The sequence below is a fragment of the Rhodococcus sp. NPDC019050 genome (assembly GCF_055664235.1).
This window is the reverse complement of the sequence record NZ_JBVOON010000001.1, coordinates 86,319-109,481: the sequence shown is the minus strand read 5'-3', so window position 1 is coordinate 109,481 and position 23,163 is coordinate 86,319. Positions and strand designations below refer to the sequence as shown.

Below are 23,163 nucleotides of genomic sequence, written 5' to 3'. Positions count from 1 at the left end.
CGTTACACATCCGAAGTCCACCCGATACCATGTGGCCAAGTTCACATGGGTCGGGGCGGACGGACGATCGTGGCGAGAGGGGATCACGTGACGGACGAATCCGGCGCGTCGACGCCGCATCGGAAGCGATCCGATCGTGCGCGACCGGTTCTGGTGGGGGTGGTGGTGACCGCCCTCGCCGTTGCGGCGTTGGCGTTCGTCTCGGGGCAATGGGGTCTGGGTTGCTCCACGACCGACGAGTACACACTCGCCGTAGCGCCCGCCCTGGCGCCCGCTGTCGCCGAGGCACTCGCCCGTGCCGACACCGGATGCGCGGCCTTCGAGATCACCGCGGAGGAACCGGGTGAGGTTGCGTCGCGACTGGGAACCGGTGCCGGCGCTCCCGATCTGTGGATTCCCGAGGGCGGATGGTGGGCACGACGTGCCCAGGACGATGCGGCCGGGTCGGTGCGAACGCTGTCGTTTCCGGTCGCGACCTCGCCCCTCGTGCTCGCCGGTGCCCCGGATGCCGTACCCGTCGCACCCAACTGGCGGTCCGCTCTCGCGGTCTCCGGTCTGAACCTGGGCAATCCGCTCCGCACGGGTACGGCCGCGGCGGCGATCAGGGCCGCACTTGCGGAAACCGCCGACGACACCGTCGCCGTCGGAACCGTGCGCTCGGTGCTCGCGGTCCTTGCCCAACGCGAGGGTGCGCGCAAGACCGAGTCCCCGACCGGGCATGCGGCGCTCGACGCGACCGTGGGCGACGGCGTCTCCGTGACCACCGAGCAACAGGTGCAGTCGTACCGCCGAACCGAGGAGAGGGACCTCGACGTATGGATCCCGGCGAACGGCACCGTGATGGTCGACTACCCGGTCGTGGTCACCGCGCCCGATCCGGACCGCAATGCGCGCGCGGCGCGGACCGGAGCCTCCCTCGCCGATGCCCTGAACTCGGGCGATGCGCGCGCGATCCTCGCCCGGGAAGGCTTCCGAGACGGGGGCGGACACGCCCTGCCCGATGCTCGTGGACTCGGAACGATCCCGGTGCTCGAGTTGCGCGACGATTCCATCGTGGAGGAGGCGCTGCGCACCTGGAGCCTGCTCGCGTTGCCGGTGCGCACCCTGATCGTGGTGGACGTGTCCGAGTCGATGCGGCGGCCGGTGGACGGCACCACCCCGCTCGAACTCGTGGCGCAGGCCGCGCAGGCCGCCGACGACGTGTTCCCGGACAGCGTGTCTGCCGGACTGTGGATGTTCGCCAGCGACATCGGCGTCCCGGGACGCGACTACGTGGAGATCGCGCCCGTTCGCCGCTTCGACACGACGATCGGAAGCGCGACCCAGCGCGAGATCGTGACCTCGCTCGACGAGTGGGTTCCCGACTCCACCGGCACCGGTACGGCGCTCTACGACACCGTGCTCGAGGCCTTCCGTACGGCGCAGGCCGGCTACGACCCGAGGGCCGTCAACAGCGTGATCGTGGTGACGGACGGAGGGAACGATGATCCGGGCGGGATCGGGAAGGACGAACTTCTCGCCGCTCTCGGCCGACTCCGCGACCCCGCCCGGCCCGTACCAGTGCTGACCGTCGGAGTGACGGACACCGCCGACGGAGACGTTCTCGCAGAGATCGCGACGGCAACCGGGGGCTCGAGCTACCTCGCGGGAGACCCCAGCGAACTGGCCCAGATTCTCGTCAGTGCTCTGGCAGACCGGAGTCGTCGTTGATCCTCGCGTCCCGTCGGCGATGCCACAGGAATCCGAGCGCGGTGATGAACAGGAACAACACGAACGTCGATGCGAGCTGGGCGCGCGCGCCGCTGTCGGAGAGCATCAGGGCGATGAACCCGATCAGCATCGCGAGCGTGAACCAGCTCAGGTAGGGGAAGAACCACATGCGCAGGCGCAGCGTTCCCTCTTCCTCGAACCGGCGACGCAACCGCAGGTGCGCGACGACGATGAAGATCCAGATGGCGAGCAGCGCCGACCCGACTGCATTGAGCAGGATTCCCAGAATGGTGTCGGGGAGCAGCCAGTTGAGCAGCACGCTGACGAAGCCGAAGAACACCGACAGCAGTACCGCGTTGCGGGGCACGCCGCGGTGCGTGAGCTTGCCGAGGATCGCCGGCCCGTCGCCGCCTCGGGCGAGCGAGAACGCCATCCGCGAGGTTCCGTACACGTTGGCGTTGAAGGCCGACAGCAGGGCGATCACCACGACGAGTTCCATGAACCCGGAGGCGTAGGGGAGTCCGGCCACGTCCAGCACCGCGATGAACGGCGAGGTTTCGCCGCTCGTGGTGGTCCACGGCAACACCAGCACCATGATCGAGATCGCGCCGAGGTAGAACAGCGTGATGCGCCAGACCACCGTGCGCACCGCCACCGCGATGGACCGTTCGGGGTCCTTGGATTCGGCCGCGGCGATGGTCACGATCTCGATGCCGCCGAATGCGAAAGCGACAGCGAGCAGACCGGCGGCGATACCTGCCATTCCGTTGGGAGCGAACCCGTCCCCGTCGCCGAGCAGGTGCGTGGTCCCCACCGGTTCGGTGCCCGGGAGCAGCCCGAAGACCAGCAGGACGCCGATGATCAGGAATCCGATGATGACCGCGACCTTCAGGGCCGCGAACCAGAACTCGAACTCACCGAAATTGGCTACCTGCGCGAGGTTGACGACCGCGAAGAAGGTCACGAAGACCAGCGCGACCACCCATTGTGGGACCCCCGGCAGCCACGACTGCACGATGGCCGACGCACCGGTGATCTCGACGCCGAGCACCATGATCAACATGAACCAGTAGAGCCAGCCCATGGAGAAGCCGGCCCAGCGTCCGATGCCGATGCGGGCGTAGTGGGAGAACGATCCGCTGATGGGCAGCGCAGCGCCCATCTCGCCGAGCATCCGCATCACGAAGATGACCATGATGCCGGCGAGGATGTAGGAGATGAGTACGGCCGGGCCTGCCGCCTGGATGCCGACGCCGGACCCGAGGAACAGTCCGGCACCGATAGCCGAGCCGAGCCCCATCATCGTCAGATGCCGGACTTTGAGCCCGCTCCCGAGATCCTCGGGAGTGTCCGTCTGTGGGGCTTGACTCACGATCTTCCTCAGTCGTTTGCGTGCAGAGCGGCATTCAGTTCGACGCCGGTGCCCTTGCTGGGCACGACCTCGACGGCGCCGCTCACCGAGTTGCGGCGGAGCAGCAGGTTCGACGCTCCGCTGAGTTCCTTGGCCTTGACGACGGTGCCGTCGGGGCCGGTGACCTTGGTGCCCGCGGTGACGTACAGGCCGGCTTCGACGATGCAGTCGTCGCCGAGCGAGATGCCGACACCGGCGTTGGCGCCGAGCAGGCAGCGCTTGCCGACGGAGATGACTTCCTTGCCGCCACCGGAGAGGGTGCCCATGATCGAGGCGCCGCCACCGACGTCGGAGCCGTCGTCGACGACGACTCCCGCGGAGATGCGGCCTTCGACCATCGAGTTGCCGAGGGTGCCGGCGTTGAAGTTCACGAAGCCTTCGTGCATCACGGTGGTGCCGGATGCGAGGTGAGCGCCGAGGCGCACGCGGTCGGCGTCGGCGATGCGGACACCCGACGGCACGACGTAGTCGACCATGCGCGGGAACTTGTCGACGCCGTAGACGGTGACCGGTCCGCGGATGCGCAGACGCGACCGCACGGTCTCGAAGTTCTCCACCGCGCACGGGCCGTAGTTGGTCCACACGACGTTGGCGAGCAACCCGAAGATGCCGTCGAGGCTCTGGCCGTGCGGCTTCACCAGGCGGTGGGAGAGCAGGTGCAGACGCAGATAGACGTCGTGGGTGTCGACCGGAGCCGCGGACAGGTCGGCGATCGTGGTGCGTACCACGACCTGATTCACATCCCGGGCTTCGTCGGCGCCGGCGACCAGAGCCAGGTCCGACGGAATGTCGGTGCCCTCGAGGCGGGTCGTTCCGGTTTCGGTGTATTCGCCCAGCGTGGGGGCGGGGTACCAGGTGTCGAGAACGGTCCCGTCGGCCGCGATGTTTGCGATGCCTACTGCTGATGCTCCCTGTGCACTCACGGTGAAGAAGCGTACTTGAGGCCCGAATCGCGCCCGTGAGGCCCTGGGGAAAAACGCACTCGGCCCCAGCTTCGGTTACCGCCCTCCGTATCGTTCACGTATGGCCGTACCGCACCTGGACCTGCATGCCGACCCCATCCGGCTGACCGCCGCCCTCGTCGATATCCCGAGCGTCTCCCAGGACGAGACGCTCATCGCCGACGCGGTGGAGAAGGCGCTCCGTGAGCAGACGGACGGATTCGAGGTCGTGCGCAGCGGCAACTGCGTGCTGGCCCGTACCGACCGGGGACTGGGAAGCCGCGTGATGCTGGCCGGGCACCTCGACACCGTCCCGATCGCCGACAACGTGCCTTCCCGCCTCGACGGCGACGTGCTGTGGGGCTGCGGCACGTCGGACATGAAAGCCGGGGATGCCGTCTTCCTGCACCTTGCGGCGACGATCACCGACCCTGCGCATGACCTGACGCTCGTGATGTACGACTGCGAGGAGATCGCGGCGAAGTACAACGGTCTCGGTAGGATCGAGCGCGAACTGCGCGACTGGCTGGACGCGGACGTGGCGATTCTCGGCGAACCCACGGGCGGCGAGATCGAAGCCGGCTGCCAGGGCACCTTGCGGGTCCGGATCACGACCGACGGTGTCCGGGCGCACTCGGCGCGGTCGTGGCTGGGAGACAACGCGATCCACAAGCTGGCGCCGGTGCTCGACCGGCTGTCGCGTTACGAGGCACGCTCGGTCGACATCGACGGGTGCGTGTACCGCGAAGGATTGTCGGCTGTACGGATCGGCGGCGGGGTCGCGGGCAACGTCGTCCCCGACGCGGCGGAACTCGACGTGAACTTCCGGTTCGCGCCGGACCGGAGTCCCGACGACGCTCTCGCGCACGTCCACGAGGTCTTCGCCGGCCTGCCGATCACGATGGAGACGACCGACATGTCGCCGGGCGCGCTTCCGGGGCTGTCCCATCCGGCTGCCGCGGCTCTCGTCGACGCTGCCGGTGGCCGGTTCCGTGCGAAGTATGGGTGGACGGACGTGTCGCGCTTCGCGGCGCTCGGAATTCCGGCGGTGAACTACGGTCCGGGCGACCCCAACCTCGCCCACAAGCGTGACGAGCACGTCGAGGTGCAGCGCATCACCGATGTCACCGCCGTTCTCCGCAGCTACCTGACGCGATAGCGTTGCTGTCATGTCCGGAGATACCTCTTCCTCCTCCGAGGATCGGCCCGCCTCCCGCGACGACGTCGTCCAGCGGGGACCTGTCCAGCTCCGCGGCGATCGTGCCCGCGACACCACGACCCGCGACCAGCGCTTGCTGGACCGTCGCGGACCGTCCGACTGGGTCCACACCGATCCGTGGCGTGTGCTGCGCATCCAGAGCGAGTTCATCGAAGGCTTCGGCGCGCTCGCGGAGGTTCCGAGAGCGGTAGCGGTATTCGGTTCGGCGCGCACAGGCGTCGACCATCCCGATTACGAGATCGGCCGGCAGCTCGGCGCGGCACTGGTCGAGGCGGGATACGCCGTGATCACCGGCGGCGGCCCCGGGGCGATGGAGGCGGCGAACCGGGGCGCGTGCGAAGCCGGAGGCTTGTCGATCGGTCTCGGCATCGAGCTTCCGTTCGAGCAGCGACTCAACGAATGGGTCGACCTCGGCCTGAACTTCCGGTACTTCTTCGCGCGCAAGACGATGTTCGTCAAGTACGCGCAGGCGTTCGTGTGCCTGCCCGGTGGCTTCGGCACGATGGACGAGTTGTTCGAAGCCGTCACACTCGTCCAGACCGGCAAGATCACCCGCTTCCCGATCGTGTTGTTCGGCTCCGAGTACTGGTCGGGGCTGGTCGAGTGGATGCGTACGACGATGGCCCGGGAGGGGAAGATCTCCGACTCGGACATCGACCTGCTCTCGGTGACCGACAGCGTCGAGGAGGCCGTGCGGATCATTTGCGAGGCGCACCGCGGCAACGAGGAGGAAGTCTTGTACGGAGAGGAGACCTCGTGGTGAGCGGCGCGCAACCGATCTCGGTATGTGTGTACTGCGCGTCGGGGCCGGTCGACCGCAAGTACCTGGAGTTGGCGTCGGCTTTGGGGACGGAGATCGGGCGACGAGGGTGGCAACTGGTTTCCGGCGGCGGCAACGTCTCGATGATGGGGGCGGTGGCAGAGGCCGCGCGCGACGCGCACGCCCACACGGTCGGGGTCATTCCCAAGGCGCTGGTTCATCGCGAGGTGGCAGACGTCGACGCGGACGAACTGATCGTCACCGAGACGATGCGGGAACGTAAACGCATCATGGAGGATCGCGCGGATGCGTTCGTGACGCTGCCCGGTGGCATCGGCACGCTCGAGGAACTCTTCGAGACATGGACCGCCGGATATCTGGGTATGCACGAGAAACCGGTCGTCATGCTCGACCCGTTCGGGCATTTCGACGGGTTGCTCACGTGGCTCGAGTCGATGGTGGACACGGGCTTCGTGGCGCGACGTGCGCTCGACGGGCTGTATGTCACCGCCGATCTCGAGGACGCTCTGGATCGGTGCGCGGGGCGAGCCGGGAGAGCCGAGGACCGATTCTCCCATCCGGTCCCTACTCTCCGGTAAGTTCGGAAGGCGTTGTCGCCGTTCGTCCGACCGACCCGACGTCGCAGTGAGGATCACCCAGTGAATACCGCCGCCCCCGCCGAGAGCGAATCGGCCATCTCCCTCCCCGGTCTCGTTGCCAAGTTGCCCGGGATGCTGCCCGACCTGCCGAGCATGTTGCGCGGCGCGGCCGGAATGACCCGGAAGCCCACAGCGCGGCAGACGATCGGATCGGTTTTCCAGAAACTGGCCGCGCGCCGGCCCGAGCATCCGTTCCTCCGGTTCGAAGGCGAGACCCTCAGTTACGGCGAGGCCAACGCCCGGGTGAACCGTTACGCATCCGTGCTGACGGCACAGGGGGTCCGCACCGGAGACGTCGTGGCCATCCTCATGGAGAACAAGCCCGAGGCACTCCTCCTGGCGCTGGCCACCGTCAAACTCGGTGCCGCCGCCGGCATGCTCAACAACAACCAGCGCGGCGAAGTCCTCGAGCACAGCCTGTCGCTGCTCGACAGCCGGGTCCTGGTGGTCGACGAGGAATGCGAGGAGGCCCTCGAGACGCTCGACTCCGAACCACAGGCCGGTTCGGTGATGCGTCTCGCGGAACTCGACGCGCTCGCCGCGGATGCCGACTCGGCGAACCCGGCAGTGACGGAGACGCTCTCGGCGTCCGAGATCGCGTACTACATCTTCACTTCCGGAACCACCGGCTTGCCCAAGGCGAGCCGGATGTCCCACTTCCGCTGGCTCAAGTCCATGTCCGGGCTGGGCAGCCTCGGTGTGCGGTTGCGCCGCAACGACACTCTCTACTGCTGCCTGCCGCTCTACCACAACAACGCCCTGACGGTCGCGCTGTCGTCGGTGCTCGGCTCGGGTGCGACCTTCGCCCTGGGCAAGAAGTTCTCGGCGTCGAAGCTCTGGGAGGACGCCGAGCGCAACAAGGCGACGGCCTTCATCTACATCGGTGAGTTCTGCCGGTATCTGCTCGGTCAGCCCGAGCGCCCCGGCGATCGTGACCACAACATCCGGCTCATGGTCGGCAACGGTCTCCGCGCCGAGATCTGGGACGAATTCACCGAGCGCTTCGGAATCGACCGGGTCGCGGAGTTCTACGGTGCGAGCGAATGCAACATCGCCTTCATCAACGCACTCAACCAGCCGCGTACCGCCGGTGTGTGCCCCCTGCCGTACGCGGTCGTCGAGTACGACCCGGAAACCGGTACGGCCCGGCGAGATGCGAACGGACGACTCGTTCGCGTCGGGCGCGGCGAGGTCGGGCTCCTGCTCGCGAAGATCACCGACCGTTCCCCGTTCGACGGGTACACCGACCCCGACGCCACCGAATCCAAGCTCGTCCGTGACGGGTTCGACGACGGTGACGTGTGGTTCGACACCGGCGACCTCGTCCGGAGCCAGGGATACATGCACGTCGCGTTCGTCGACCGGCTCGGCGACACCTTCCGGTGGAAGGGGGAGAACGTCGCGACCACCCAGGTCGAGGGCGCGATCTCCGCGCACGAATCGATCTCCGGCGTGGTCGTGTACGGCGTCGAGGTGCCCGGCACGGACGGACGCGCCGGAATGGCGGCCGTGACGCTGAAGGACGGCGTCGAGTTCGACGGCGGCTCTCTGTCAGAGTCCCTGCACAGCAGCCTGCCGGGCTACGCGGTGCCGTTGTTCGTCCGTGTCGTCGAGGAACTCGAGTACACGACCACGTTCAAGAGCCGCAAGGTGGATCTGCGCGAGCAGGGATACAGCGAAATCGGGTCGGACGACCTGTACGTCCTCGCGAGCAAGAGCGAGGGCTTCGCGCCGATCTTCGAGGGATACGTCGACGGCGTGGCGCGGGGAGACCTGCCGAAGCCCTGAGCCGGAGCGGACGCCGACCGGCCGGAATCTGCGCCCGTGTCAGGATGAAGGCATGAGCGGCTCCGCTATCGACACCTCCGAGCATCCGCCCGTCACGCCCGGCCACGACCTCCCGGCCCCTCCCGGGCCGGTACCGCCGACCCTGTGCGGGCGCCCGGTCGCCACCGACCGGGCGCTCGTCATGGCGATCGTCAACCGCACCCCGGACTCCTTCTACGACCGCGGAGCCACCTTCAGCGACGACGCGGCGCTCGCCGCCGTGGACCGGGCCGTCGCCGAGGGTGCCGATCTCGTCGATATCGGCGGTGTGAAGGCCGGGCCGGGGGAGGTCGTCGACACCGCAGAGGAAGTCCGCCGCGTCGTTCCCTTCGTCGCGGCGATCCGGGAGCGGTACCCGGACGTGCTCATCAGCGTCGACACGTGGCGTAGCGAGGTGGCGCGGCGCGCGGTCGCCGAAGGAGCCGACCTCGTCAACGACACGTGGGCCGGAGCCGACCCGCAACTCGTCGAGGTCGCCGCCGAACTCGGCGTGGGCATCGTGTGTTCGCACACGGGAGGCGCGATCCCGCGGACCCGGCCGCACCGGGTCCGCTACCGGGACGTCGTCGGGCAGGTGGCGGAGGAAGTGGTCACCGCGGCCGAGAACGCGGCCCGCGCGGGCGTGGCAACCGATTCGATCCTCATCGATCCCACCCACGATTTCGGGAAAAACACCTATCACGGGCTCGCTCTGTTGCGTGGCGTGGAAGTTCTTGTAAACAGCGGGTGGCCTGTGCTTATGGCACTGAGCAATAAGGACTTCGTAGGCGAGACTCTTGGTGTCGAACTCGAAGACCGGTTGGAGGGCACCTTGGCAGCGACAGCATTGGCCGCAGCAGCAGGAGCGAGAATGTTCCGGGTACACGAGGTCGCGGCCACCCGCCGGGTGGTCGATATGGTGGCGGCGATCGCGGGCACACGTCCGCCGGCCCGCACAGTGAGGGGGCTGGCATGAGCGCACCGACTCGCATCTGGACCGAGGCGAACAGCTGGGACCAGCCGACCTGGACCGTCGGCGAACTCGAACAGGCGAAGGCAGGCCGCACCGTGACCGTGGTGCTGCCCGCGCTCGACGAGCAGGAAACCGTCGCGGGCGTGATCGACACCATCTACCCGCTGCTCGGCGGGCTCGTGGACGAACTCGTGGTGCTCGATTCCGGATCGACCGACGAGACCGCCGCCCGTGCGCGCGCCGCGGGAGCCCGCGTGGTCTCACGCGAGGAAGCGGTACCCGGACTGGCCCCGGCACCGGGCAAGGGCGAAGTGCTGTGGCGATCGCTCGCCGGCACGTCCGGTGACATCATCGCCTTCGTCGATTCGGACCTCATCAATCCGGATCCGGCGTTCGTACCGAAACTGCTCGGTCCGCTCCTGCTCGGCGACGGCATCCACCTCGTGAAGGGCTACTACCGTCGTCCCCTCCGGGTTCGCGGGGGAGAAGACTCGAACGGCGGAGGACGCGTCACCGAACTGGTGGCCCGGCCGCTCCTCGCGGCCCTGCGACCCGAGCTGACCTGTGTGCTCCAACCGCTCGGCGGTGAATACGCCGGCACCCGGGAACTCCTCGAAGCGGTGCCGTTCGCGCCGGGCTACGGCGTCGAGATCGGGCTGCTGCTCGACACCTACGACCGCCTCGGCCTGAACGCGATCGCGCAGGTCAACCTCGGCGTGCGGAAACACCGCAACCGTCCGCTGTCCGAACTGGGGGCGATGAGCCGCCAGATCGTCGGCACGATGCTCGGCCGGTGCGGGATCCCCGATTCGGGGGCACCGTTGACCCAGTTCCTGGTGGAGGGCGAGTCGTTCGTGTCGTTCGACACCGAGGTGAACCTCGAGGACCGCCCGCCGATGAGCACTCTCACCCGCTGATCTTCCGTCCCGGCCCGTCGACGTCGATGACGTCGGCGGGCCGTGCCAAGATCGGTGCATGGTGACGGTTCTTCTGTACGTGGTCGTCATGGTGGTCGTCGGCGCCGTGCTGTTCCTCATCGCGTCGTCGGTGTTCGGCCGGAGCGAGGTTCTGGCACCGATCCCGCCCGGCACGACAGCAACGGTGCTTCCGGCCACCGACGTCGCCGGTACCGACGTGCGCGACCTCCGCTTCCAGCAGACGTGGCGGGGCTACAAGATGAGCGAGGTCGACTGGGCACTCGACCGGCTGGCCCGGGAGATCGACGAACTGCGCGCCGAACTCGCGCGGACCGGCGACGATCCCGACCGGGCCACGCTCCCCGGTCCGGTTGCCGCTCCCGACGACGACGCCGTGGGCACCGGAGCGAGCGAGCCCGACGCGGAGGCGGCCACGGAGGAAGTCCGCATCGTCGATCCTCCCGCCGCCGAGAAGTCTCCTGTCGAGGGCCCGGAGGCGCCGTGACCGACGACGGACTCGTGCGGTGCCCGTGGGCGGTGGACCGTCCGGGAACCACGATCTACCGCGACTATCACGACACGGAGTGGGGACGCGAGCTGCACGGCCGCGACGCACTCTTCGAACGGATCGCGCTCGAGGCGTTCCAGTCGGGCCTGTCCTGGCTGACGATCCTGCGCAAGCGCCCGGCGTTCCGCGAGGCCTTCGCGGGCTTCGACGTCGACGCTGTCGCGCGCTTCACGGAGGCGGACGTGCAGCGGTTGCTCGGAGATGCGGGCATCATCCGGAACCGCCGCAAGATCGAAGCCACGATCGCGAACGCGCAGGCGATTCTGGAGCTGCCCACCGACCTCGACACCCTGCTGTGGTCGTTCGCACCCGCGCGGCGCGCGCGACGTCCGAAAAGTCTCGAATTCGTTCCGGCGGTGACGGAGGAGTCGACGGCGATGGCTCGAGAGCTGAAGCGCCTCGGACTACGTTTTGTGGGCCCCACCACTGCATATGCGCTCATGCAAGCCACCGGAATGGTCGACGATCATCTCGCCGAGTGCTGGGTTGCGAAAGCCCTCGACGGGGCGCGACCGGGCCTTACTGCGGAGTCAGCTACCCGACGCAATCCGCAATAGGGAAGAATGGGATGGCGCGCACCACCGATATCGGTGGTGCAACCACACGGTAACCCACGCGCCCGGCGGTCGGGTGCAGATTTGGAGGGAGCAGAGGATGGCGGCCATGAAGCCCCGGACCGGGGACGGTCCCCTCGAAGCAACCAAAGAGGGACGAGGAATCGTCATGAGGGTTCCACTCGAGGGCGGCGGACGTCTGGTCGTCGAGCTCACGCCGGAAGAGGCTGCGGCACTCGGCGACGAACTCAAGAGTGTCACCAGCTGATCGGCCCCTCGGGCAACCCGGGCCCCGCGCTCCTCGGCGCGCGGGGCCCGGAGCTGTCCGCACCGGGAGCGGGTGAGGAGTTCCCGTGCTCGATACCGTGATCGACCTCCTCGCCTGCCCGCACTGCGACAGCGCGATGGAACTCGACGGTTCCGCCGTGCTGTGCGAATTCGGCCACAACTTCGACGTGGCCCGGCAGGGTTACGTCTCGCTGCTCACCGGCACCGCAACCCCGTTCACGGGCGACACCGCCGAGATGATCGCAGCGCGTGCCGATTTCCTGGGCGCCGGCTACTACGACGCCATCCGCGACGCGGTGGCCTCGGCGTGCGGTACTGCGCCGGACGACGACCCCCGCATCCTCGAGGTCGGGGCTGGGACCGGCCAGTACCTCCAGACAGTCCTCGACGCCCTGCCCGGTGCCCGCGGAATAGGACTCGACGTTTCCAAGCCCGCGGTTCGACGCATCGCCCGCGCTCACCCGCGCGCGGGCTCGGTGCTCGCCGACGTGTGGCGTCAGCTACCGGTGCGGTCGGGATCGCTCACCCACGTGCTGTCTGTGTTCGCGCCCCGGAACGCGGCCGAGAGCCACCGTGTCCTCACGCCCGGCGGTGTGCTCGTCGTCGCGTCGCCCACCACGGAACACCTGCGTGAACTCGTGTCGCTTCCGGGGATGGTCAGCGTCGACGATCGCAAGACCGAACGGTTGTCGGCGGCGCTGTCGGGCTTGTTCGAGCGAACGGCGCGCACGCCGGTGCAGTTCACCGCGGTGCTGCCGCGTCCCGCGCTCGAGCAACTGGCGGGCATGGGCCCGTCCGCTCATCACCTGACCCCTGCGGAACGCACCCGATTGCTCGCCGCACTCCCGGACCCGTTCGAGGTCACCGTGTCCGTCGTGGTCTCGACCTGGACGCGACGGGCCGACGTCGCCCCCGCTGCGCCCGACGGCAACTCCGCAGTCAGCGGCGGTTGACCACTTCCTGGTAGACCGAGAGGGTCTGCCGGGCTATCTGCGCCCAGGAGAACTCCGAGATCGCGCGGTCGCGGCCTGCGCGGCCGTACTCGGCGGCGCGCGCCGCGTCGCCGGCAACCTCGTTGAGCGCCGCTGCCAGGGCCTGTTCGTACGCCTGCGGCTGGTACGAGTCGTAGTGCACCAGCACGCCCGTCACGCCGTCCTGTACGACCTCCGGGATGCCGCCCACGTCGGACGCGACCACGGCGGTCTCACAGGCCATCGCTTCGAGGTTGACGATGCCGAGCGGCTCGTAGACGGACGGGCACACGAACACGCGCGCGGCCGAAAGGATTTCCCGGATCGATTCGACGGGAAGCATCTCCCGGACCCAGTAGACGTTGCCGCGCGCCGCCTGCAGTTCGGCAACGGCGCGTTCGGTGTCGGCGGCGATCTCCGGCGTGTCGGGGGCGCCGGCACACAACACCAGCTGGATGTCCGGGTCGAGGTGGTGCGCGGCGGCGATCAGGTGTCCGACGCCCTTCTGCCGCGTGATCCGCCCGACGAAGGCGACGATCGGGCGATCGGGATCGACCCCGATGCGCTCCAGAGCGGACTCGCTCCCGGCCTCGGCAGGCCCGGGATGCCACGTCGTCGTGTCGATGCCGTTGCGCACCACGTGGACGCGGGCGGGATCGACGAACGGGTAGGCGTCGAGGACGTCGAGCCGCATGCCTTCGCTCACCGCGATGATCGCGTCGGCGTACTGCACGGCGTTGCGTTCGGACCACGACGAGATCCGGTAACCGCCGCCGAGCTGCTCTGCCTTCCACGGCCGCCGCGGCTCGAGGGAGTGCGCCGTCAATACGTGCGGCACGTCGTACAGTTCCGCGGCGAGATGTCCGGCGAGACCGGAGTACCACGTGTGGGAGTGGACGACGTCGACCCCCGCGGCGGCGTGCGCCATGCGCAGTTCCGCCGACAGTGTCGTGAGGGCCGCGTTGGCACCTTCGAGCGCCGGGTCGGGCACGTGGACCGTCGCGGTGTCGCGCGGTGCGCCCATGCAGTGCACGTCCACCGTGCACAGTCTCCGGAGTTGCGCGACGAGCTCGGTGACGTGAACGCCGGCACCGCCGTACACTTCCGGCGGATATTCCCGGGTCATCATCGCCACCTGCATCGCCTCAAACTATCGGGCGGTCCGGGTTACAGCCAATCCGGTCCGTCCCTGGGCGCGAACGGGTCTCAGGACCGCACGAGTCGGGCGATCGCAGCCGATGCCTCGGCGAGTTTCGCCTCGCCCTCCTCGCCTCCGCGTTTCGCGGCGTCGACCACGCAATGCCGCAGGTGATCGTCGAGCAGTTCGAGGGCGAGGCCTTCGAGCGCACTGGTCAACGCGGCGATCTGGGTGAGGATGTCGATGCAGTACTGCTCCTCGTCCACCATGCGGTGGATGCCCCGGGCCTGCCCTTCGATCCGCTTGACGCGGGCGAGGTACTTCTTCTTGTCGCCGAGGTATCCGTGGGTGTGGCACGCGCCGGAATCGTCGGTGGTCTCGGTCACCGGGAGAAGTGAGTCGTTCATAACACCGATTCTATACCCCAGTGGGGTATCTACCCTGGTGGGACAGGATGTGGCGGGACCCGGAACGGCAGGCAGGACGGGACCGAGATCACGCTTCGCTGGCGGCCGTGTGGGGCGCCCGATAGGTTGGGCATGTGAGGAGCCAGCCACATGTGCTTGGAATCGTGCTTGCCGGCGGCGAGGGTAAGCGTCTTTACCCTCTGACCGCAGACCGTGCGAAACCGGCAGTGCCCTTCGGGGGCGCATATCGCCTGATCGACTTCGTGCTCAGCAACCTGGTCAACGCCGGTTACCTGCGCATCTGCGTACTGACGCAGTACAAGTCGCATTCGCTCGACCGCCACATCTCCCAGACCTGGCGACTCTCGGGCTTCACCGGGGAGTACATCACCCCGGTGCCGGCGCAGCAGCGCCTCGGCCCGCGCTGGTACACCGGCAGCGCCGACGCGATCCTGCAATCGCTCAACCTGGTCTACGACGAGGACCCCGAGTACATCGTGGTGTTCGGCGCGGACCACGTGTACCGGATGGACCCCGAGCAGATGGTGCGTCAGCACATCGAGTCGGGTGCCGGCGTCACGGTCGCGGGCATCCGGGTTCCTCGCAGCGAAGCCGTCGCCTTCGGGTGCATCGACAGCGACGAGCAGGGCCGCATCACCCAGTTCCTCGAAAAGCCCGCGCACCCGCCCGGCACCCCCGACGACCCCAACGTCACCTTCGCTTCCATGGGCAACTACGTGTTCTCCACGAAGGTGCTCGTCGAGGCGCTGCGTGCGGACTCCGAGAACCCCGACTCCGATCACGACATGGGCGGCGACATCATTCCCGCCCTCGTCGCCGACGGCGTCGCGCACGTCTACGACTTCAACGACAACGTCGTACCCGGTGCGACCGAACGCGACCGGGCCTACTGGCGCGACGTCGGGACGCTCGACGCGTTCTACGACGCCCACATGGACCTGGTGTCGGTCCACCCGATCTTCAACCTCTACAACCGGCGCTGGCCCATCCGCGGGGCCGCGGAGAACCTGCCGCCCGCGAAGTTCGTGCAGGGCGGCCTCGCCCAGGAGTCGATCGTGGGTGCGGGCAGCATCCTCTCGGCCGCAACCGTCCGCAATTCGGTGCTCAGTTCGAACGTCATGGTCGAAGACGGCGCCACGGTCGAGGGCAGCGTGCTGATGCCGGGTGTGCGGATCGGCAAGGGCGCGGTCGTGCGGCGAGCGATCCTCGACAAGAACGTCGTGGTGGGGGACGGCGAGATCATCGGCGTCGATCTCGAACGCGACCGTCAGCGGTTCGCCGTCAGCGGTGGCGGCGTCGTCGCCATCGGCAAGGGCGTCTGGATCTGACGCGGTTCAGCTGAGGCGAACCGCGCAGAGGAGCCCGTCCCCGAGGGGCAGCACGACGGGAGCGAGACGCTCGTCGTCGGACACCGCCCGGGCTGCCTCTCGTACCGCCAGCACGGTCGAGTCGCGTGCCGACGGGTCGGCGACGCGGCCGCCGAGCAGCGCGTTGTGCAGCACGATCACCCCGCCCGGTCGCAGCAGGCGCACGCCTTCGCGCACGTAGTGCGGGTGATCGGAGGGGGTCGCGTCGACGAAGACCATGTCGTAGCCGGAGTCGGCCAGTCGCGGCAGCACGTCGAGCGCGCGGCCGTTGATGAGACGGGTGCGGGAGGCGATCACACCGGCATCCCGGAAGGCGAGCTTGGCAGCACGCTGATGTTCGGGTTCACTGTCGATGGTCGTGAGGACACCGTCCTCGCGCAGGCCGTGCAACAACCACAGACCGCTCACTCCGGCGCCCGTGCCGATCTCCACCACGGTCTTCGCGTCGAGCATGCGCGCGAACATGGCGAGGGCAGCGCCGACCGACGGGGACACGGGCTCCGCGCCGAGGTCCTCGGCGCGTTCCCGGGCGACGTCGAGCTGTTCGTCCTCGACGACGATGTTCTCCGCGTGGGTCAAAATGCGATCTGCATCGGTATGCACGAGGTCGAGGCTATCCGCGCCGCGATGTTTGTGCGGGCAGGCTCGCAGATGTGGGCGAGGATGTGGTGATGTTTTCTCAGGTTCGTTTCAGGTAACTCACACTGCGAGCACATATCGATAGGAAAGACTGAGGCCACGAAGTCGAAGGCCGGCAGGACACGGCGCTTCGGTGGAGGGCAGCAGGACCCGGTGTGGCAGGGAACAAACCCTGGGGTCCGAATGTTGAAGTTTCTACCGATGTTCCGCGCAGCGGTCCCGAAGAGGAGGATCCAGCGATCCACATGCCCGAATCCCGCAACGATCTCCCGCCCGCCGTCCGTTCCGACGAAGCCCCCTTGGAAGACCTGAGCGGCACCGCGGTGTTCGACGCGACCGGAGATCGTGCGTCCATGCCGTCATGGGACGAACTCGTCCGCGAGCACGGCGACCGCGTCTACCGCCTCGCGTACCGGCTCTCGGGTAACGCGCAGGACGCCGAAGACCTCACCCAGGACACGTTCATCCGTGTCTTCCGTTCGCTGCAGGACTACCAGCCCGGCACCTTCGAGGGTTGGCTGCACCGCATCACGACCAACCTTTTCCTCGACATGGTGCGTCGCCGGAACCGCATCCGGATGGAAGCGCTGCCGGAGGACTACGATCGGGTACCGGCCCAAGGGCCGAACCCCGAGGAGATCTACCACGACGCGCGACTCGGCGCCGACCTGCAGTCCGCCCTGGATTCGCTCGGTCCGGAGTATCGCGCCGCGGTGGTGCTCTGTGACATCGAAGGTCTGTCCTACGAAGAGATCGGTGCCACACTGGGGGTGAAGCTCGGGACGGTGCGCAGTCGCATCCACCGAGGTCGCCAGGCACTCCGCGAGTACCTGCGCGAGAATGGAAAGGCCGAATTCGTTCGCGTCGATGCGGAGTAGCCGCCGGGAGGTTTTGATGACGATGGTGCAGCCACCTCGCAGGTTCGGTTCGACGGAGCACTTGGCGAGCGAGGCGGTTGCCGCGTACGTCGACGGCGAACTCCGGATGGCCCCGTACCTTCGCGCTGCGCAGCACCTGGCGGAATGCGCCGAATGCGCGGCGGAAGTCGAGGCGCAGCAGCAGGCGCGCAGGGCCTTGCGCGCCGCCGCCGAGAACGCCCCCGAAATGTCGAGTTCTCTCCGCGGCGCACTCTGCAGCATCCCCAGCCATCTCTTCGATACCCCCGGTGCGGACCGCACCCAGGGCACCGCGCGGTCGGACGACCTCGCCACGGCACAGTCCGAGGCGTGGTTCGCGGCACGTCGGTGGGCGATCCGTCGCAGGCGGTGACCGACCGGCACGTCGCCGCAGTCCGGCCGGTCGGGAACCGGGCGATCACAGTGCATCCGAGGCCATCGGTGATACTGGGCTGTGTGACGGACCTACACGGGGGAGACGGGTGCGCGTGACCGCGGATTCTGTGGAGCACAACGGCCGACGCAAGAGCGACGGCACCGGGCTGCCGGACGCCTCGGACGGACGACAGGACGAGTCGAACGGCGCCATTGCGCGTCCCGCCGACGCGCCGCGTCTCGATCCGCGGCCGGTGTACCGGCCCCGCGTCGATCCGGCTGCGGAGCGTGTCTTCGGCCGACCGGCCGGCACCGACGGCGCATTCGGCGCTGCACCCCGCGCGGGCGAATTCGACCCCGAGATCCGGCACGCCCCGCCGACCGACGCGATCCTCGCCGAGGCGTACGGGCGGCCCGACGAAGCGGACGAAACCCTCCAGCGGCCCCCCTCGATGCCCGCGGACGACTCCGGCGACGATCCGGGTCCCTCCGATCCGTGGCGCGATCCCGACTCGGCAGTGCGGCTCGGTGGGCCCCTCGAATCGGACGACGAGGAAGACCTCCCGCCCGCACGGAAACTGACTCTGCGTGAAGTGCTGTTCGACCGCCGCGTCGAGCCGCGCGCTCTGGCATCGCTCGCCGCGCTCGCCCTCGTGATCGCGGTGGTGGGCGGACTCGCCGTCGCGGTCGCGACATCCGACACCGGATCGCTCACCAGTCGCAGCGTGTCCCTCTCGCAGGTCGGAGCAGACGACGACGTGCCCGCCGGAACAGTGGCTCGCGTCGCCGATGCGGTGCTGCCGTCGGTGGTGTCGATTCAGGTCACCATGGGCGACCAGGCCGGCACGGGCTCTGGTGTCGTCATCGACGGCGCCGGTTACATCGTCACCAACAATCACGTCATCTCCATGGCGGCGACGAACCCCGACGCGAAGGTCCAGGTCACCTTCGACGACGGAACCAAGGTGCCGGCGTCGGTGGTCGGACGCGACATCAAGACGGATCTGGCCGTACTCGCGGTCAAGGACGTGGACAACCTGGTTGTTGCCGAACTCGGACGATCCGAGGACGTCCAGGTCGGTGAGGACGTGGTGGCCGTCGGATCCCCGCTCGGCCTGAGCAAGACCGTCACCCGGGGCATCGTCAGCGCGCTGCACCGTCCCATGCGGCTGAACGGGCAGGGCACCGACACGGACGCCGTCATCGACGCGGTGCAGACCGACGCCTCGATCAACCCGGGCAATTCCGGTGGTCCGCTCGTCGACATCGAGGGGCGCGTCATCGGCATCAACTCCGCCATCAAGTCCGAGACCGGCGGCTCCGTCGGTCTCGGTTTCGCGATCCCCATCGACGACGTGACCGAAGTGGCGGGCGAACTCATCCGCAACGGCGAGATGCGCCATCCTGAGATCGGCGTCAACGCCCGTTCGGTCGTCAACGATGTGGCGAGCGGCGCGGAGGTTGCGAACGTGCAGAGCAACAGCCCTGCTCAGCGTGCCGGAATCGTCGAAGGCGACGTGATCGTGCGGGTCGGCGACCGCGAAGTCACCACCGCCGACGAGTTGGTCGTCGCGGTGCATGCGCAGGAGATCGATCAGCCCGTCACGGTTCAGATCGTCCGGAGCGGGCGGATCGTCGACATCGAAGTCACCCCGGAATCGGACTGACCGTCCCGCCTCCTGCCGTGCACCCGGTGTGACTTGGGTCCGCTCGCGCTGAATTCCGGCAGGGAACACGTAGTCTTGACCCCGTGTTCGGCAATATCGGTTGGGGTGAATTCGTAGTCCTGCTCGTGGCGGCCCTCGTGGTGCTCGGTCCCGAGAGGCTGCCCGGCGCTGTCTCCTGGGTGACCAGGTCACTGCGGCAGGTGCGCGACTACGCGTCGGGCGCGCGGGATCAGTTGAAGGAAGAACTGGGCCCGGAGTTCGACGACTTCCGGCAACCGCTCGCAGAGCTCAACCAACTCCGGGGCATGACGCCCAAGGCGGTCATCACCAAGCATCTGCTCGACGGTGACAGCTCCGTGTTCGACGACTTGGGTTCGAAGCCGGGCGCGCCGTCCAACGGCTCGTCGCCGTCGGCTCCGAACCTTTCGAAGGACTTGTCGAAGCCGCTCGGACGCGACGAGAAACCCCCGATCGATCCCGACGCCACATAACGCACCCAGCCCACTCGGCCCGAACCACCACGGTCGCCGCAACATCAGTTGCGGCGGCCGTGTTTCGTTCGGATCAGAGGTGCCGTGTGGTGTCGATTCCCAGCGACATGCCGGCCAGTCCACGCTTACGCACCGCGAGCTTGTCCGCGATCTCGGACAGCGCTACCGCCGGCGCCGACTCCGGTGCCGACAACACGATCGGAGTGCCGGCGTCACCGGATTCACGGATCGCCGGGTCGAGTGGAATCTGGCCCAGCAGGGGCACCGGCGCGCCCACGGCACGGGAGAGACGCTCTGCGACGGCCTGTCCGCCGCCCGTTCCGAACACATCCATCCGCGTGCCGTCCGGCAACTCGAGCCACGACATGTTCTCGACCACGCCGGCGATGCGCTGACGGGTCTGCAACGCGATCGAGCCGGCCCGTTCGGCCACCTCGGCGGCCGCTTGCTGCGGGGTCGTCACGACCAGGATCTCGGCGCTCGGAATCAGCTGTGCCACCGAGATCGCGACGTCGCCGGTGCCCGGGGGCAGGTCGAGCAGGAGCACGTCGAGGTCGCCCCAGAAGACGTCGGCGAGGAACTGCTGGAGTGCGCGGTGCAGCATCGGGCCGCGCCACACGACGGGCGTGTTGCCTTCGGTGAACTGCGCGATCGAGATCATCTTCACGTCGTGCGCGATCGGCGGCATGATCATGCGCTCGACCTGCGTGGGCTTGGCGGAGGTGCCGAGCATGCGCGGGATCGAGTGCCCGTAGATGTCGGCGTCGAGAACACCCACCGACAGGCCGCGTGCGGCCAGCGACGCTGCGAGATTGACGGTGACCGACGACTTGCCGACGCCACCCTTACCGGACGCGACCGCGTACACGCGCGTCAGGGAACCGGGCTGGGCGAACGGAATCACGGGTTCGGCGGAATCGCCGCGGAGGGACTTGCGTAGCTCGGTGCGCTGTTCGTCGCTCATCACGTCGAGGGTGACGCGGACCGGGCCGACCCCCGCGACGTCGGCGACGGCCTTGGTGACGCGATCGGAGATCTCGGTGCGCATCGGGCATCCCGAGGTGGTCAGGTACACCTCGATATCGACGCTGCTGTCGTCGCGGATCTCGATGCTCTTGACCATGCCGAGATCGGTGATGGGTTTCCGGATCTCGGGATCCTGTACCCGGGCGAGCGCACTGCGGACGTCGGACTCACTGACTGCCATGACGCCCATGGTAGGTGGGTGCCACTCAGTGGATGCGCGGCAGGTCGGCCGGACTCGGTGTGATGCCGGTCGAGTAGGCCGCCGACCACGCAAACACGTTCGCGACGTAGGCCATGGAGTTGTTGTACCGGTGGATCGCTTTGCTCGCGTGCCCGAGGTTGCGCATGTCGAGTCCGCCGTCGCACAGGTACCGCGCGGTCGTCAGCGTGGAGTCGTAGAGGTTCTGGGGGTCGGAGACCCCGTCGCCGTTGCCGTCGCCGGCGTACTGGTTCCACGTGGTGGGGATGAACTGCATGGGTCCCACCGCACGGTCGTAGACGGCGTCGCCGTCGAGAACTCCGCCGTCGGTGTCGGTGATGGTCGCCTGGCCGGGGAGGCTGCCGTTGAGAGGCAGTCCGATCACGGGCTCGAAGAGATCGCCCTTCGCATCGGCCTGACCGCCGTTGGCATGACCGGATTCGACCTTGCCGATACCGGCGAGCAGCGTCCAGTACATGCCGCAGCCGGGGTTCTCCTCGGAGAGGATGCGTTCGGCGTTGCGGTAGGCGTCGAAGTTGATGGCGGGGATGCCGAGAGGTCCCTCGGTGAGCACCTTCGCTTCGGTCGGAGCTTCGCCCTGGAACGAGGATTTCGGTGCGAGCGCCGGTGCCGGAGCAGGCTCGAGCATGATCGACTGCGCCACGGCGACGGCTTCGGGAACCGACGGGAGAGTCTCGGGAACTGCGTTGCCGAGGGTCGTGGCCTGGGAGTCCTGGTGGATTCCGAGCAGGGCTCGCGGTGACGCGCCGGCAGTGGATGCGGCAGCCGCTACGAGGCCGACCGGAACCAGGCCTGTCATTGCGATCACTGAATTGCGGCGAATTTTGGAATCCGTCGGTCTTGCGTGCCGGCCCACTCGTACCTCCCTCGGGCGAATCTCGAACCCGAGATGCCTCCGTTATTTACCGGGGCCGACAGTACACGGCTTGTAGCCGTTCCGTTATTTAAACGTGATGTAACGCGTGGTTTGAGGCCGGACGATGAGTATTTGCCCCGATAAGGCCACGAAGCGGTTACGGAATTGTGACGGCCGTCACCCCGGGTGCGGCGTGTCGAACCACGGGTACCGGAAGGCCGGTCCGGCTCAGATGTTCACTCGCAGAACGCGGGAACGAGACACGGCACCGTCGGCAACTCGGGCAGCGTCGGCAACGGCACAGCCGGCAGCGCCGGGATGTCGATCTCCACGCCTTCGACGCCGGGACGTTCGGACGCGTCGGGTGTCGCCGGACCGGGCTGTGGAGAGCCGGGCACGGCCAGGGCGGGGGCCGGCGCGGCGATATCGGATGCTGCCGGGACGGGCCGCGCGGGCGGCGGCGCCATTGCGGCCTCGGCGACTTCGGCGCCCTTCGCGTACGTGGCCGACCACTCGCGGACGTTCGCGAGAAACTCCGGCGAACCGTCGAACAGCGCGACCGCGCGTGCCTCTCCGTCGGGTTCGCGCACCGGTACACCGGTCGCGCACATCCAGGCGCTCGCGGCCAGGGTCGCGTCGAAGACATTCTGCGGGTCTTCGGTGCCGTCCGCGTTTCCGTCGGCCCGGTGTTCTTCCCACGCGCCGGCGGGAAGGAGCATGGGGCCGAGCGCCCCGTCGGGTGCGATCTTGGGGGCGGTCAGCGTGCCGAGAATGTCGGTGCGGCCCCCGTCGGCGTGCTGTGAGGCGACGCGGCCGATGGCGGCGAGCAGGTTCCACGGCACTCCGCATTCCGGATTGTCCACGGCCATCTGCATCTCCGCGGCCCGGTACGCGTAGTAGACGAGTTCCGGGATTGCCGCGGGGCCCTCACCGAAGATCGACGCTTCGGCTGCCCCCGCCGGTGCGGGTGGGCGCTGTAATGCCGGGTCGGACGGTTCTGCGGGGGTGCGGAAATCGATCGGCGACGCCGGTTCGGCAGGTAGCACGCCCACTGCTGCCGTGGCCGGAACGTCCAGCGACGCAGCGGTATTCTCCGGCATCGGTTCGTCGACGATCGGTATCGCCGACGAGGCCGTCGCGGCGAACCCGGCCGCCACGATCACCGGAACCGCCAATGCCGCTGTCCATCGCACCCGACCGCCCCCTTGTGTGTCCGTGTGCCACATCGCTTCTTGTTGTGACGAACGTTACAGACCCGGGTCGGCTCATGGGTAATTCCGGGT

General features: G+C 68.1%; 24 protein-coding genes. 16 read left to right on the top strand and 8 right to left on the bottom strand.

What is annotated here, in order from left to right:
- Positions 1 to 87: 87 nt before the first annotated feature.
- Positions 88 to 1,710, top strand: coding sequence for a substrate-binding domain-containing protein (locus tag AC0B44_RS00510; protein ID WP_471900983.1), 1,623 nt, complete (start codon positions 88 to 90; stop codon positions 1,708 to 1,710).
- On the opposite strand, the gene AC0B44_RS00505 is transcribed toward AC0B44_RS00510, so the two are convergent.
- Both AC0B44_RS00505 and dapD read right to left on the bottom strand, forming a co-directional pair.
- Positions 1,679 to 3,013: an amino acid permease gene (locus tag AC0B44_RS00505; RefSeq protein ID WP_471901351.1), complete on the bottom strand. Its 1,335-nt coding sequence runs from the start codon at positions 3,011 to 3,013 to the stop codon at positions 1,679 to 1,681. The two genes, AC0B44_RS00510 and AC0B44_RS00505, sit on opposite strands and share 32 nt — an antisense overlap.
- 77 nt (positions 3,014 to 3,090) lie before the next feature.
- Positions 3,091 to 4,044 carry a 2,3,4,5-tetrahydropyridine-2,6-dicarboxylate N-succinyltransferase gene (gene dapD, locus AC0B44_RS00500; RefSeq protein WP_471900982.1) on the bottom strand — a complete coding sequence of 318 codons (954 nt, stop codon included), beginning with the start codon at positions 4,042 to 4,044 and terminating at the stop codon, positions 3,091 to 3,093.
- Between the two features lie 100 nt (positions 4,045 to 4,144).
- Between dapD and dapE the strand changes: the two genes are divergently transcribed.
- The 10 genes from dapE (at position 4,145) to AC0B44_RS00450 (ending at position 12,759) form a co-directional block, all read left to right on the top strand.
- Positions 4,145 to 5,221, top strand: a complete 1,077-nt coding sequence (gene dapE, locus AC0B44_RS00495; protein ID WP_471900981.1) for a succinyl-diaminopimelate desuccinylase — start codon at positions 4,145 to 4,147, stop codon at positions 5,219 to 5,221.
- A 10-nt stretch (positions 5,222 to 5,231) separates the two neighbouring features.
- The gene (locus tag AC0B44_RS00490) at positions 5,232 to 6,044 is read left to right on the top strand and encodes an LOG family protein (protein ID WP_471900980.1); all 813 of its coding nucleotides are present in this window, start codon (positions 5,232 to 5,234) and stop codon (positions 6,042 to 6,044) included.
- Positions 6,041 to 6,640, top strand: coding sequence for an LOG family protein (locus AC0B44_RS00485; protein ID WP_378527319.1), 600 nt, complete (start codon positions 6,041 to 6,043; stop codon positions 6,638 to 6,640). The genes AC0B44_RS00490 and AC0B44_RS00485 overlap by 4 nt, the downstream gene beginning before the upstream one ends.
- 132 nt (positions 6,641 to 6,772) lie before the next feature.
- Positions 6,773 to 8,488, top strand: coding sequence for a long-chain-acyl-CoA synthetase (locus tag AC0B44_RS00480; RefSeq protein WP_471901350.1), 1,716 nt, complete (start codon positions 6,773 to 6,775; stop codon positions 8,486 to 8,488).
- Positions 8,489 to 8,540: 52 nt separating this feature from the next.
- Entirely contained in the window at positions 8,541 to 9,482 is a 942-nt protein-coding gene (gene folP, locus AC0B44_RS00475; protein ID WP_378527320.1) for a dihydropteroate synthase, read from the top strand.
- On the top strand, positions 9,479 to 10,396 hold the full coding sequence (locus tag AC0B44_RS00470) for a glucosyl-3-phosphoglycerate synthase (RefSeq protein WP_471900979.1): 918 nt from the start codon (positions 9,479 to 9,481) through the stop codon (positions 10,394 to 10,396). Before folP ends, AC0B44_RS00470 begins: the two co-directional genes overlap by 4 nt.
- A gap of 58 nt (positions 10,397 to 10,454) precedes the next feature.
- Entirely contained in the window at positions 10,455 to 10,901 is a 447-nt protein-coding gene (locus AC0B44_RS00465; protein WP_471900978.1) for a DivIVA domain-containing protein, read from the top strand.
- Complete coding sequence (locus AC0B44_RS00460) at positions 10,898 to 11,521, top strand: DNA-3-methyladenine glycosylase I (protein WP_471900977.1); 624 nt, start codon at positions 10,898 to 10,900, stop codon at positions 11,519 to 11,521. The genes AC0B44_RS00465 and AC0B44_RS00460 overlap by 4 nt, the downstream gene beginning before the upstream one ends.
- 97 nt (positions 11,522 to 11,618) lie before the next feature.
- Positions 11,619 to 11,786, top strand: a complete 168-nt coding sequence (locus tag AC0B44_RS00455) for a DUF3117 domain-containing protein (RefSeq protein ID WP_006554284.1) — start codon at positions 11,619 to 11,621, stop codon at positions 11,784 to 11,786.
- Positions 11,787 to 11,871: 85 nt separating this feature from the next.
- Positions 11,872 to 12,759, top strand: a complete 888-nt coding sequence (locus AC0B44_RS00450; protein WP_471900976.1) for a putative RNA methyltransferase — start codon at positions 11,872 to 11,874, stop codon at positions 12,757 to 12,759.
- Here the strand turns inward: AC0B44_RS00450 and glgA are convergent.
- Positions 12,746 to 13,918 (bottom strand): glycogen synthase, encoded by a 1,173-nt coding sequence (gene glgA, locus AC0B44_RS00445; RefSeq protein ID WP_471900975.1) that lies wholly within the window; start codon positions 13,916 to 13,918, stop codon positions 12,746 to 12,748. The genes AC0B44_RS00450 and glgA overlap by 14 nt on opposite strands.
- A 65-nt stretch (positions 13,919 to 13,983) precedes the next feature.
- A complete protein-coding gene (locus AC0B44_RS00440; RefSeq protein WP_471900974.1) occupies positions 13,984 to 14,322 on the bottom strand; it encodes a metal-sensitive transcriptional regulator in 339 nt (112 codons plus the stop codon).
- A 134-nt stretch (positions 14,323 to 14,456) separates the two neighbouring features.
- On the opposite strand from AC0B44_RS00440, the gene glgC reads away from it, so the two are divergent.
- The gene (gene glgC / locus AC0B44_RS00435) at positions 14,457 to 15,671 is read left to right on the top strand and encodes a glucose-1-phosphate adenylyltransferase (RefSeq protein ID WP_471900973.1); all 1,215 of its coding nucleotides are present in this window, start codon (positions 14,457 to 14,459) and stop codon (positions 15,669 to 15,671) included.
- A gap of 6 nt (positions 15,672 to 15,677) precedes the next feature.
- Here the strand turns inward: glgC and AC0B44_RS00430 are convergent, their stop codons facing one another.
- A complete protein-coding gene (locus AC0B44_RS00430; RefSeq protein ID WP_471900972.1) occupies positions 15,678 to 16,313 on the bottom strand; it encodes an O-methyltransferase in 636 nt (211 codons plus the stop codon).
- Positions 16,314 to 16,594: 281 nt separating this feature from the next.
- Between AC0B44_RS00430 and sigE the strand changes: the two genes are divergently transcribed.
- The 4 genes from sigE to tatB all read left to right on the top strand — a co-directional run bounded on the left by sigE (position 16,595) and on the right by tatB (position 19,778).
- Positions 16,595 to 17,227 carry an RNA polymerase sigma factor SigE gene (gene sigE / locus AC0B44_RS00425; RefSeq protein ID WP_471900971.1) on the top strand — a complete coding sequence of 211 codons (633 nt, stop codon included), beginning with the start codon at positions 16,595 to 16,597 and terminating at the stop codon, positions 17,225 to 17,227.
- 16 nt (positions 17,228 to 17,243) lie between these two features.
- A complete protein-coding gene (locus tag AC0B44_RS00420) occupies positions 17,244 to 17,618 on the top strand; it encodes a zf-HC2 domain-containing protein (protein ID WP_471900970.1) in 375 nt (124 codons plus the stop codon).
- A 115-nt stretch (positions 17,619 to 17,733) separates the two neighbouring features.
- Positions 17,734 to 19,287: a S1C family serine protease gene (locus AC0B44_RS00415; protein ID WP_471900969.1), complete on the top strand. Its 1,554-nt coding sequence runs from the start codon at positions 17,734 to 17,736 to the stop codon at positions 19,285 to 19,287.
- A gap of 83 nt (positions 19,288 to 19,370) precedes the next feature.
- Positions 19,371 to 19,778: a Sec-independent protein translocase protein TatB gene (gene tatB, locus AC0B44_RS00410; RefSeq protein ID WP_471900968.1), complete on the top strand. Its 408-nt coding sequence runs from the start codon at positions 19,371 to 19,373 to the stop codon at positions 19,776 to 19,778.
- Between the two features lie 73 nt (positions 19,779 to 19,851).
- Here the strand turns inward: tatB and AC0B44_RS00405 are convergent, their stop codons facing one another.
- The 3 genes from AC0B44_RS00405 to AC0B44_RS00395 form a co-directional block, all read right to left on the bottom strand.
- Positions 19,852 to 20,985 carry an Mrp/NBP35 family ATP-binding protein gene (locus tag AC0B44_RS00405; RefSeq protein WP_471900967.1) on the bottom strand — a complete coding sequence of 378 codons (1,134 nt, stop codon included), beginning with the start codon at positions 20,983 to 20,985 and terminating at the stop codon, positions 19,852 to 19,854.
- A gap of 25 nt (positions 20,986 to 21,010) precedes the next feature.
- On the bottom strand, positions 21,011 to 21,880 hold the full coding sequence (locus tag AC0B44_RS00400) for a lytic transglycosylase domain-containing protein (protein ID WP_471900966.1): 870 nt from the start codon (positions 21,878 to 21,880) through the stop codon (positions 21,011 to 21,013).
- A 236-nt stretch (positions 21,881 to 22,116) separates the two neighbouring features.
- Entirely contained in the window at positions 22,117 to 23,073 is a 957-nt protein-coding gene (locus AC0B44_RS00395) for a lysozyme family protein (protein ID WP_471900965.1), read from the bottom strand.
- Positions 23,074 to 23,163 lie beyond the last annotated feature (90 nt).